The sequence below is a fragment of the Kitasatospora sp. NPDC093102 genome, from assembly GCF_040683915.1.
GTDB lineage: Bacteria > Actinomycetota > Actinomycetes > Streptomycetales > Streptomycetaceae > Kitasatospora.
The window spans coordinates 1-12117 of the sequence record NZ_JBFBFA010000084.1 but is presented as its reverse complement, the minus strand read 5'-3'; the positions used below and the strand labels follow the sequence as shown (position 1 = coordinate 12117).

5 protein-coding genes are annotated in these 12117 nt (G+C 74.5%); 1 reads left to right on the top strand and 4 read right to left on the bottom strand.

Annotation, left to right across the window (positions count from 1 at the left end; all coding sequences use genetic code 11):
- Positions 1 to 91: 91 nt before the first annotated feature.
- The 3 genes from AB0O11_RS38050 to eccD form a co-directional block, all read right to left on the bottom strand.
- Positions 92 to 2017 carry a hypothetical protein gene (locus AB0O11_RS38050; protein ID WP_363396816.1) on the bottom strand — a complete coding sequence of 642 codons (1926 nt, stop codon included), beginning with the start codon at positions 2015 to 2017 and terminating at the stop codon, positions 92 to 94.
- Between the two features lie 79 nt (positions 2018 to 2096).
- A complete protein-coding gene (gene eccB, locus AB0O11_RS38045; protein WP_363396813.1) occupies positions 2097 to 3611 on the bottom strand; it encodes a type VII secretion protein EccB in 1515 nt (504 codons plus the stop codon).
- Positions 3612 to 3656: 45 nt separating this feature from the next.
- Positions 3657 to 5090, bottom strand: a complete 1434-nt coding sequence (gene eccD, locus AB0O11_RS38040) for a type VII secretion integral membrane protein EccD (protein ID WP_363396811.1) — start codon at positions 5088 to 5090, stop codon at positions 3657 to 3659.
- A gap of 164 nt (positions 5091 to 5254) precedes the next feature.
- Here eccD and eccCa point away from each other — a divergent pair, with 164 nt between their 5' ends.
- Entirely contained in the window at positions 5255 to 9259 is a 4005-nt protein-coding gene (gene eccCa, locus AB0O11_RS38035; RefSeq protein ID WP_363396808.1) for a type VII secretion protein EccCa, read from the top strand.
- Between the two features lie 52 nt (positions 9260 to 9311).
- Here eccCa and AB0O11_RS38030 read toward each other — a convergent pair whose 3' ends face one another.
- The gene (locus AB0O11_RS38030; RefSeq protein ID WP_363396805.1) at positions 9312 to 11876 is read right to left on the bottom strand and encodes an AAA family ATPase; all 2565 of its coding nucleotides are present in this window, start codon (positions 11874 to 11876) and stop codon (positions 9312 to 9314) included.
- Positions 11877 to 12117: the final 241 nt, after the last annotated feature.

Sequence of the window (12117 nt, the reverse complement as noted above, 5' to 3'; positions counted from 1 at the left end):
CCGTGACGGCGATTCCGGCTGACGCCGTCGCCTGACGGAATGCCGTGGGCCGGCCGGCAGCAGCCGGCCGGCCCACGGACCTCCGGCGGCCTCACAGCAGGACGGTCTGCTCCAGCGGGCCCGCGCCCTGGAAGGTGGCGTAGCGGACGCTGCGGCGGCGGATGACGGCCAGCGTGTCACTCGGCAGCGTCGGCAGTTCGGCGACGTCCTTCGGTGTGAGGTCGAAGGCCTGGCCGAGCCGTTCGGCGAGCGGCTGCGGCAGGGAGGCGACCACCACGGTGTCGAAGCTGGTCGCCCACGGGGTGTCCTCGGTGCCGACCGGCGGGAGCAGGGTGAGGGAGCCGCGCAGCGGGCCGATCCGTTCCGGGCGGGGGAGGGCGGTGTGGTGGTTGACGTCCTCCAGGACCAGCCAGGGGCGGAAGTCGTCCGCGGACGGGGTCGCGCCCGGGGCGGCGATCCGGACCGAGAACGGCGCGGTGGTGCGCAGCCGCTGCCACAGGTCGGGGCGGTGCGAGACCACGAGGACCTGGGCGCCGGACTTGGCGGCGCGCAGGGCGAGCAGCCGGGCGATCTGCGGCGGGGTGACCAGCGCGGTGGAGCGTCCGGTGCTGCCGAGCAGCCGGACACCGATCTCGTCGCCGGTGCGGCCGTACCCGATGAGCAGGCCGCCCGTGTCGACGGACTGGGTGGTCCGCGGGTCGTGGCCGTCGCCGTTGACGGCCGCGCCCTCCCAGCTGCCGCGCCCACCGGTGCGCCGGGCCAGCGGCAGCACCGCGAGGTTGGCGTCGCCCTGGACGCCGTTGAGCGAGGCGAGCTTGAGGCCGAAGCGGTTGGTGAGGCCGGCCGAGGCGCGGGCGGCCTCGTCGTCGCCGTCGCGGCGGCTGATCCGGACCAGCGTCTGCTGGGCGACTCCGGCGCCGCCGGTCGGGAACAGGGTGACGGAGCTGGTGACCGCGGTGCGGGTCGGGGAGGCCTGCTCGTGCAGGGCGGCCAGTGCGCCGGGTTCGGCCTTGCGGACCCGTAGCACCTCGTGCCGGATGCCGCTGAACTGCCAGGTGGACCAGTCGGTTTCGACGGTCCGGTCCGGCATCGCGACCGGCGGGGGCAGCGGCGCGCCGGTCTCCGGGTCGCTCTCCACCGCGACGAGCTCGGCGCCGAGGGCGAGCCGCAGGACGAAGGTCAGTTCCTCGGCGTCCAGCCGGTGGCAGGTGATCCCGTGCCGGGCCAGCAGCGCGCCCGTGGTCCGCAGCCGTTTGCGCAGGGCGCGCACGGCCAGTGCGGCGGTGGTGAACGGGCCGTCGGCGCGGCGGCCCCGGGCCTCCACGCGCAGCACGATGAGGGTCTGGCGCAGGATCGGTGAGGTCGGGCAGCCGTCCACCAGGCCGGGTTCGCCGCCCGGGGAGCTGTGCACCAGGACCTGGAGCGAGGCGAGGTCGCCGAGCGGGTCGCGCAGCAGCGGGGCGAGTTCGGCGGTGAGCAGTTCGGGGGTGCCGTAGTCGGTCAGCTGGACGCTGATCGCGGCGGCCCAGCCGGTGCCGTCGTACACCACGCCGATCCGGTCGGTGGTCGGGCCGCCGGTGAAGATCTCCAGGTCGGGCAGCAGGGAGCCGCGCAGTGCCTCCTCGGGGGTGGCGGGTTCGTCCTCGCCGGCGAACCGGGCCAGCCGCTCCTTGCGGTAGGCGGCGGTGCGGGACAGCACCCGGTCGATGCTCCGGTGCGGCCAGAGCACGGCGGTGGCACCGAGGACGGCGGCCCCGGCCCCGGCGGCGGCGTAGCCGACGGGCCCGCCGTGGTAGCCGCCCAGGCCGCCGGCCAGGGCGGCGGCGGTCCACAGGGTGAGCCGGGCCGGGCCGGGCATCCGGTACGGGGTCCAGGGCTTCTCGGGCGCGGAGGGCGCGGAGGGCGTGGCGGGGCCGGAGGGCCGATCGGGCGTGGCGGGTGCGGAGGGCTGAGCGGGTGCGGCGGGTCGGGCGCTCTCGGCCTCGGGCGGGCTCTCCAGCGCGGAGGGGGTGGCCATCGCGGCCTCGCTTTCTGTCGCGTCTTCTGTCGCGTCGGGCGGGTGTCGGGTCTGCCGGGCCGTCCGGCGGGACCGGTCCTCAGCCGGTGGCGGGGCCGGCCAGCGCGGCCGCGTCGATGGTCGGGCCGGCCGGCAGCAGGTCGAGCAGGCTCTTGGGGACGGCGAGCGGCGGAACCTTGGAGAACCCGAGCGCGCCGACCGTGTCGGTGTCGGCGACCCGGTAGGCCGTCCCGGTGTCCGTGATCAGGTACTCCGCCGGCGGGGCGGTGCTGGCCGGGTCGCTCGGCGGCAGCCAGGCGAGCAGGCCGACGCCCGCGGCGCCGAGCACGGCGGCCGAGCCGCGCTTGCCGGGCAGCGCGCGGTCGAGCGCCGCCGTCGGGAGGGTGACGGCCTGGGGCTTGGCCACCTGACGGGGTTCCAGGCTGAAGCTCAGACAGGCGACGTGGTCGGCCGGGGCGGCGGTTCCCGGGCCGGGGAGCACGGCGGGCAGGTCGGTGGCGCCGACGGTGCTGGCGGAGATGCCGGCGCGGGCCACATCGCTGCCGGTGAGGTCCAGCGGCGCGGGCCGGCGGCCGGGGTAGGCCGCCCCGATCGTCGGATCGCCCAGCTGGAGCTGGGCCTGGACGGCGGTGATCGGGTGCAGCCCGTCGGACTTGGCGACCAGGTAGGTGGCCGAGCCGTCGGCCGAGCCGAGCTTGAAGATCTGTCCGATCTGGGTGGTGACCCCGTTGACCTGGGGGCCGGCCCCTCCGGTGCCGGGCACCGGGACGGCGGCCAGCGTGCTGCCGGTGGCCAGCTGGCCGAGCCAGGAGTCCGGCACGGGCAGGGCGTGGTCCGGGTTGTAGCCGAGGGCCAGGACGTCACCGGGGCCGCCGAAGCGGTGGGCCGTACCGTCGACGACCAGGTGCAGTCCGCCGTCCTGGGCGCGGACCAGCACGGCGGACTGCGCCCGGGACTTCACCGGCGGCTCGGTGGACGGCGATCCCGTCGCCGTCGCTGCCGCCGTCGGCGCGGGCCCGGGCGGCGGCGCGGCGGTGACGGCCGGGCCCTTGTCGCCGGCCGCGCCCGGCAGCACCACGGTCAGGGCGTCCTTGGGCTTGCCCGGGGCCGGCGCGCACACCAGCCAGGGGTTGCTGCTCATCCGCTGCGGGTCCGGGAGCACGTCCGGCGCCTCCGGAATGCCCACCGGCAGCCCGTGCTTGACGTCCCTGAGCGAGGAGTTCGGAACGCTGACGACCTTCGCCGCGCCCCCGCCCCGGGTGGCCGCCGCGGTCAGCAGCCGGGCCGAGGTCTCGTTGACGACCGGGTCCAGCTCGTCGTCGCGGAAGACGTAGCGGGTGCCGGTGTCCTTGTCCACGATCAGGACGCCCGGGGCCTTCCACTCGGCCTCGGTGGGGCCGGTGCTCGGGAACATCAGGCTGAACGCCGCCGTCCCCGCCAGGCCGATCGCGCCGAGCACGATCCCGCCCACCGTCCCGGTGGTCAGCCGTTTCAGCGGGTGCTGCGGCGGATCCGACTGGCCGGCGGTGATCGCGGAGCCCAGTCGGCCCACCACCGTGGTGTACGCCTGTAGCTGGTCGCGGTTGTTCTGCATCCCAGGTCACGCCCTTCGAGCTGAGTGACGGAAGACGGCGGCGGGTCAGCCCTGGTGGCCGACGGAGAGGGCCAGCGCGAACACGCCGAGCACCTGGAGCACCAGCAGCGGCAGGGCCAGCGCCGTGACGGTCTCCAGGATGTCGGCCGTCCGGCCGTAGTACGGGAGCAGCCGGCGGCCCGGCAGCCGGTGCGAGCCGTACGCGGCGGCCAGCGCCAGCAGGGCCAGCGCGACGGCCACCCCCGACGGGCCGTACGGGCCGTAGCCGGAGCCGAGGCCGATCAGCAGCACCACGAGGACCGGCAGGGTCGGCACCAGGGTGGCGAGCCGGTGGCCGACTCCGGCGAGCACCCGGCAGCGCAGCACCAGCGACAGCGACAGCACGCCGGCCAGCCAGTGCGCCCAGGAGTCGTCCGAGGCCGCCAGGTAGACCGCGCAGGAGCCGTACACCACACCCAGCCCGATGATCAGCGCGAGGAGGTAGCGGCCCACGACGGCGGCCTGGGTGAGCAGCCGGCTGCCCGGGATCGGGTCCAGGTTGCGCTGCAACTGCTCGGCGTCGGTGGGCAGTTCCGGCAGGCGCATGCGGGCCATCCGGAACGCGATGAGGGGCAGGTACGGCCACAGGAACTGCGCCGTCACCGAACCCACCAGCGCGGCCGAGGCCAGCGGCGTGAAGCCGAACACCTCGCGCACCAGCGTGAAGGCGAAGCCGCCCAGCGCTGTCGCTCCCATGCCCGCGAAGACCGGCGCACCGGGCGCGCCCGCCGGAGCCTCCGGCCGGCCCACCGCGCCCGGACCGGCCACGCCCAGCCAGCCCAGGAACGCCGCCCACGCCGCCGCGCCGCCCGCCGGGGCGAGCGCGGCGGCCGACAGCGGCGAGCCGCCCGCGCCGGCACCGAGCAGCGCCCCGGCCAGCGCGGCGTACAGGACCGCGACGCAGCCGAACACCACCGAGTTGGCGAAGTCCTTCCACAGCCGCGACAGCAGTGCCGCCGCCGCCAGCAGCACCACCGCCACCCCCGCGGCCGCCCAGGCGCGCGCCGCGACCGGGCCGTCCCGCAGCAGGACCGGCAGGCCGACCAGCGCCGCCGTGGCGCCGAGGCCGGTGAACAGCCGCCGCGTCCACCCGGCGTTCCAGCTGGCGCGCGGCGAGCGGACGCCCTCGGCCACGCCGTCCACCAGGTCGTCGAACTCGACCTCGCGGATCTGTTCGGTGCGCGGGCGCAGGTAGAGCGTCTCGCCGTCCAGCAGGCCCAGCGCGCTCGGCGTCTTCTCCTCCGGCAGCGGCGGCTCGCCGAGGCGTTGCAGTACGAAGCCGTCGCCTTCGAGCGAGTCCTCGGCGAGCCGGTCCCCGCCCTTCTGCACGATCACGGGCAGCAGTTCGGCCAGCGGCACGTCCATCGGAGCGGAGAGCTCGATCAGGCCAGAGGGCGCTTGCACGGTGAACCGCCAGGTGTCCGAGGCACTGGCACTCATGGGGAAAACCACCCTTCGGAAGGGTTAGGGGGATGGGACCACCTGTCCGAGGGATGGTTACGGACCGAAACCCGGACCGAGTTCAGGTGAACCACCGCTTCTCGCCGGGCCGTTCCGTCGGATTGAGAAACGAAGGTGCCCAACGACCCTGGGGGGTATACCCGGTGCCCAGCACGAAGATCTTCCGCCGCCCGGTCTTCCGGCCGGGCCCTGAGATGCCCGGCGGTGAGGTCGCGATCCAGGAACCGCCCGTCCTGCCGGAGACGCAGGGCGGCGGCATGAGTACCGCGCTCACCACCCTGCCCATGGCGCTCGCCTCCGGCTCGATGATGCTGATGTTCATCCAGCCCGGCGGCGCCGTCACCGGCTACATCGTCGGCGGCCTGATGGCGCTGTCCGGCGTCGGCATGATGGCCGGCCAGATGGTCAAGGGAGCCGGTGACCGCAAGCGCAAGCTCAACGGCGAGCGCCGCGACTACCTGCGCTACCTGACCCAGATCCGGCGCCAGGCCCGCACCGCCTCCAACGCCCAGTACCAGGCGATGCTCTGGCAGTTCCCCACCCCGCAGGGCCTGTGGTCACTGGCCCTGTCCAGCCGGCTGTGGGAACGGCGCCCCAACCACGACGACTTCGGCGAGGTCCGGCTCGGCCTCGGCGACCAGCGGGCCGTCCTCGCCCTGCGCCCCCCGCAGTCCAAGCCGATCGAGGACCTCGACCCGATCTCCGCGAGCGCCCTGCGCCGCTTCATCAAGGCCTGGGCCGTGGTGCCCCGCTCGCCCACCGCCGTCCTGCTGCGCGCCTTCGCCCGGGTGCAGTTCCGCGCCCACCCGGACCTCTCCGGCAGCCAGGCCGAGGAGACCGTGCGCGGCCTCGCCCGGGCGCTGATCGGCCAGCTCACCACCCTGCACGCGCCGGACGACCTGCGGATCGCCTTCTGCATCGGCGCCGATGCCAAGCCGCACTGGGACTTCGTCAAGTGGCTGCCGCACGTGCAGCACCCCACCGCCCACGACTCGGCCGGCCCCGTCCGGCTCGTCACCGACAGCGTCATGGAGCTGGAGCGCCTGCTCGGCGACTCCTTCGCCGAACGCGGCCGCTTCGAACCCAACGGCAAGATCCGCCCCGACGAGCCGTACATGCTGATCGTGCTGGACGGAGTCGCCCTGCCCTCCGGCAGCCGGATCGCCGACGCCGGATTCGCCAACACCACCGTGCTCGACCTGGCCGGCGCGCTGCGCTGGAAGCACGACAAGCAGTCGCTGCGCCTCCAGGTCGCCGTCGAGGAGATCGAGGTGGTCGGCGTCGACCGCACCGGCCGCGACACCTTCACCTCCGTCGGGCAGCCCGACACCCTCCCCCTGGTCTCCGCCCGCGTCCTGGCCAAGCTCGTCTCGCCGAACCGGCTGGCCCGCTCGGTGGAGAGCATCGACCCGCTGGCCACCGACCAGGAGCTCACCGACCTGCTCGGCATCGACGACGCCAACACCTTCGACCCGCAGTCCCTGTGGGCCACCCGCAGCCCCTGGGACAAGCTCAAGGTGCCGATCGGCCTCTCCCACGACGGCACCCCGGTCGAACTGGACATCAAGGAGTCCGCCCAGGGCGGCATGGGACCGCACGGCATGCTGATCGGCGCCACCGGCTCCGGCAAGTCGGAGCTGCTGCGCACCCTGGTGCTCGCGCTCGCCGTCACCCACAACTCCGAGGTGCTCAACTTCGTCCTCGTCGACTTCAAGGGCGGCGCGACCTTCCTCGGCCTCGACCAGCTCCCGCACACCTCGGCGGTCATCACCAACCTGGCCGACGAACTCCCGCTGGTCGACCGGATGCAGAGCGCGCTGCACGGCGAGATGGTGCGCCGCCAGGAACTGCTGCGCCGCACCGGCTACAGCTCGCTCGCCGACTACGAGCGGGCCCGCGCCTCCGGCACCGTGCTGGACCCGCTGCCCACCCTGTTCGTCGTGGTCGACGAGTTCTCCGAGATGCTCTCCATCCGCCGCGAGATGATGGAGCTGTTCGTCATGATCGGCCGCCTCGGCCGAAGCCTCGGGGTCCACCTGCTGCTCGCCTCCCAGCGACTGGAGGAGGGGCGCATCCACCAGCTGGAGTCCCACCTCTCCTACCGGATCGGCCTGCGCACCTTCTCCGCCTCCGAGAGCCGCAGCGTGCTCGGCGTGCCCGACGCGTACGAGCTGCCGCCGGTGCCCGGCTCCGGGTTCCTGAAGACCGGCACCTCGACCCTCACCCGCTTCAAGGCCGCGTACGTCTCCGGCCCCTACAAGGGCTCGACCCGGCACCGCTCCACCCCGGACGCCGCCGCAGCGGTGCGTCAGCAGATCGTCGAGTACGGCACCGACCGGCTGGAGGACCCGGCCGAGGCCCGGCTCGCCGTCGCCGAGGAGCGGGAGACGGCGCCCGAGCCGGAGGCGCAGAGCAACGAGGCGCTGATGACCATCCTGCTGGACAAGCTCCGCGACGCCGGCCCGGCCGCCCGCCAGGTCTGGCTGCCGCCGCTGACCGACTCGCCCGGCCTGGACGGCGTGCTGCCCCCGGTGGAGCCGCACCCCGACCACGGCCTCAGCGTGATCGACTCCCCGGAACGCGGCCGGCTGCGGGTGCCGCTCGGCCTGGTCGACCTGCCCTTCGAGGGCGTCCGCGAACTGCTGGTCGCCGATCTGGCGGGCGGCGCCGGACACGTCGGTGTGGTCGGTGGCCCGCACAGCGGAAAGTCGACCTTCGTCCGCACCCTCATCCTGTCCCTCGCGCTCACCCACACCCCGCGCGAAGTCCAGTTCTACTGCCTGGACTTCGGCGGCGGCGCGCTCTCCACCCTGGGCAAGCTGCCGCACGTGGGCAGCGTCGCGGGCCGCCGCGAGGCGGACCGGGTCACCCGCACCCTGGCCGAACTCGCCGGGCTGATGGCCATGCGCGAGCGGCTGTTCACCGAGCACGGCATCGACTCCATGGAGACCTACCGCAAGCGGCGCGGCGAGGCCTGGGCCCAGGAGGACCCGTTCGGCGACGTCTTCCTGGTGATCGACGGCTGGTACACCTTCCGGCAGGAGTTCGACGCACTGGAGGGCATCCTCGGGCAGATCTCCAACCGCGGCCTCAGCTACGGCATCCACATCATCGTGGCCTCCACCCGCTGGTCCGAGATCCGCCCCTGGCTGCGGGACATGCTCGGCACCCGCTTCGAGCTGCGCCTCGGCGACCCGGTCGACTCCGAGGTCAACGCCCGCCTCGCCGCCCTCGTGCCGGAGCAGCCGGGCCGCGGCCTCACCCGCCAGGGCATGCACTTCGTGGCCGCCGTCCCGCGCATCGACGGCGGGGTCGGCCCCGAGGGGATGAGCGAGGCCAGCCAAGCCCTGGTCGAGCAGATCACCGAGGAGTGGGCCGGGCCCAAGGCGCCGCCGGTGCGGATGCTCCCGGACGTCCTGACCGCCGACTCCCTGCCGGTCGCCGACGGCGACCTGCGCGTGCCGGTGGGCCTGGAACAGCAGGGCCTCAACGTGGTCTGCCACGACTTCCGGGAGGACGCCCACCTGCTCGTCTTCGGTGACACCGAGAGCGGCAAGACCAACCTGCTGCGCGTGGTCGCGCGGGCGATCGAGCAGCGGTACGGGCCGGACGAGGCCCGGGTCGTGCTCGCCGACTACCGCCGCGACCTGGTCGACTCGGTGCCCGAGCACCGGCGGGCCGGCTACGCCGTCTCCGGCGCCAGCCTCGGCCAGGTGGCCCGGGACATCGCCGAGGTGCTCAAGGAGCGCCTGCCCGGCCCCGACATCACGCCGGAGCAGCTGGCCCGCCGGGACTGGTGGAGCGGCCCGCGCTACTTCGTCCTGGTCGACGACTACGAGCTGGTCAGCGGCAGCATCTCGGACCAGCCGCTCGCGCCGCTGTACGACCTGCTGCCGCAGGGCGCCAACATCGGCCTGCACCTGGTGATCGCCCGCAGTTCGGCGGGCGCCAACCGGGCGATGGCCGACCGGGTGCTGCGCAGCATCTGGGACCTCGGCTCGCCGGCCCTGATGCTGTCCTGCAAGCCGGACGAGGGGGCCTTCCTCGGGATGGTCAAGCCGAAGCTGCTCCCGCTGGGCCGGGTGCAGTGGATCACCCGCCGCCGGTCGGTCCACATCGTCCAGACCGCGCTGGTCGAGCGCGGCTGACGGCGGTTCACCGGCCCGGCCGGCCCGCGCGACGACGCGCGGCCCGGCCGGGCTACCCGCGTTGTTCCGCCGGTTCCGCCTGCTCGGCCTTCGCCAGCAGCGAGGTGATGACGTCGACGACCGGGAGCCGGAGGGTCTCGTTGGCCTCCTGGGCGACGAGCAGCCAGCGCCGGGCGTCGGCCGGGCGGCCGTGGCGCAGCAGGATCCGGCCGAGCTCGAAGGCGTTGCGGAAGACCGCGCGCTGGTGGCCGTACCGTGCCGCGAGGGCGTGGCCGCGGGTCAGGCCGGCCTCGGCCTCCTCCAGGCGCCCGCAGGCGTCCAGCGCCAGGCCGTGGTTGCCGAGGGCGTGCGCGTACGACGGGGTGTGCGTGAGGTCGTCCAGCAGGGCGAGCGAGCGGGTGGAGCAGGTCAGCGCCTCCTCGCCCCGGCCGGTGAGGGTGAGCATGTAGCTGAGGTTGAGCAGGGCCCGGCCTTCGGCGGGCCGGTCGGCGAGGTCGCGGGCGACGTCGAGCGAGGCCCGGAAGGTGTGCGCGGCCTGCTCGAAGTCTCCGGCGTAGTACCGCCCGACCGCCAGGGAGTCCAGACAGCTCAGCCGCTCCTGCGGGGATCCGAGCGCGTCGGCGAGTTCGAGGGCGCGGTTCAGCCGGGCCAGCCCGTCGTCGGTGTGGCCGGCCGCGGCGGAGGCGACTCCGAAGGCGCGGCTCAGCCGGCTCTCGGCGAGGTCGTCACCGGAGCGCCGTGCGGCGGCCAGCCCCGCGGAGGCGTGGTCCAGCCGGTTGACGCAGCTGACCGGTTCGGCCAGCAGGCAGGAGTTGTCGGCCAGCTTCCACGCCCGGACGTGGTCGCCCTCCGCGGTCGCCGACCTGATCAGGCTCAGGATCGTCGGCTCCTCGTCGGTGAACCAGGTGTTCGCGTGGTGGGCGGAGTCGAGCCGGGGCAGGGCCCTGGGCGGGTGGGCCAGCGGGGGGTTGGCCAGGTGCTGGGAGGCCGTCAGCAGGTGGGCGCCGCGCGCGGTCGCGCAGAGGTAGAAGTCGAGCAGGCGGTCGCGGGCCGCGGCGACCTCGGCGGGCGGGAGCGCGCTCGCGAGCTCTTCGGAGAAGAGCCGGACCAGGTCGTGGCGGCTGTAGCGGGAGGGGCTGGTCTCGGCGAGGAGGTGGTACTGGCCGAGCGAACCCAGGGCCCGGCGGGCGACCACGCCGTTCTCGTCCAGCAGGGCGGCCGCGGCGGGGATGCTGATCTCGCTGCCCGGGTGGAGTGCGAGCAGCGGCAGCAGGCGGCGCGCGTCCTCGGGCAGCTGGCGGCAGGTCAGGGTCAGGGCGCTGCGGACGCTGACCGTGCCCTGGGTGTCGAGGACGGCCAGCCGGGCGTGCTCGTCGTCGAGTTCGACGACCAGGTCGGCGATGGCCCACCCGGGGTGGGCGGCGAGCCGGGCGGAGGCGATGCGCAGGGCCAGGGGCAGGTGGTGGCACAGTTCGGCCAGCCGGTCGGCGGCCCGCGGTTCGGCTTCGAGCCGGTCCGCGCCGATCATCCGGGCGAGCAGGTCGCGGGAGTCGGCGGGGGTGAGCACGTCGAGGTGCAGGAGCGTGGCGCCTTCGGTCACCACGAGCTCCTGGAGGCTGTTGCGGCTCGTGACGACGGTGGCGCAGCCCGCGCCGGAGGGCACCAGCATGCGCACCGCGGCGGCGTCGTGGGCGTTGTCGAGGACGACCAGCAGCCGGCTCTCCAGGGTCCGCTGACGGAACAGCGCCGCCCGCTCGGCGGTGCTCGGCGGGATGTGCGGGTCGGGCAGGCCGAGTGCCTGGAGGAAGCGGCCGAGGACCTCGCCGGGGTCGGCCGGGCCGGCGGGGTCGAAGCCCCGCAGGTCGACGAAGAGCTGTCCGTCGGGGAACTGTTCGGCGGCGGACTCGGCCCAGCGGGCGACCATGGTGGTCTTGCCGACTCCGGCCTGGCCGACGACGACGGCCAGCCCCACGCGTTCGGGGCCCGGGCCGCAGGCGTCGTCCAGCCGCAGGGACTCGATGGTGCGGCCGACGAACCCGACGGCCGCGCGGGGGAGTTGGCGGGGCACGGTCCTGCTGTCGGCGACCGGCGCCGGTGCCGGCCGGTCCGCGGCGGCGAGCCGGGCCTCCAGCGAGGCGAGGAGGTCGGTGGCCCGTCGGTGGGCGGCGTCGAGGGGGTCGGCGAGGGCCCGGCGCAGCGTGGTCTCCGGCAGACCGCCGAGCGCCGCGCCGTGCCAGAGGTCGAGGGCCTCGCGCAGCTGCCGGACGGCCGCGGCAGGGTCGGGCGTACGGGTGGCGCGGTCCAGCCGGGCGAGGAAGCGGTGGGCGTCGACCGCGTCCGGGTCGCCGGTGAGGCGGTAGCCGGGGGCCTGGGTGCTCAGGGTGAAGGAGGAGCCGTCGAGCATCCGGCGCAGGGCGGAGATGTGGCCCTGGAGCGCGGCTTTGGCCTGCGGCGGGGGAGTGGCGCCCCACACCAGGTCGAAGAAGCGCTCGACCGGCACGACCTGCCCCAGGTCGTGCGCGAGCAGGGCGAGTACGGCGAGCCGCAGGCGGCCCCCGGCGGAGCGCGGCTCGCCGCCGTCGACGAGTGCGACCGGGCCCAGCAGCCGTATCTCCACCTGCGCGTCCACCTTCCGACCTGTGGCGATGCCCGGTTGGGTAACCGCCCTGTTGCGGAGCGGATGCTACCGTGCATTCCGCACGCGGCGGGGGCGGAACCGTGGAAGTGGGTTGCGCAATGGTTTCGGAAGGGTGAACTCCTGGTGAACTAGGCCGTGTCCTGCCGATCAGTTGAGTCGTTGATACGACTATGGGGAGTAGGGGTGATCTGACTGACGGCCAGTGGGAGCGGCTTCGGCC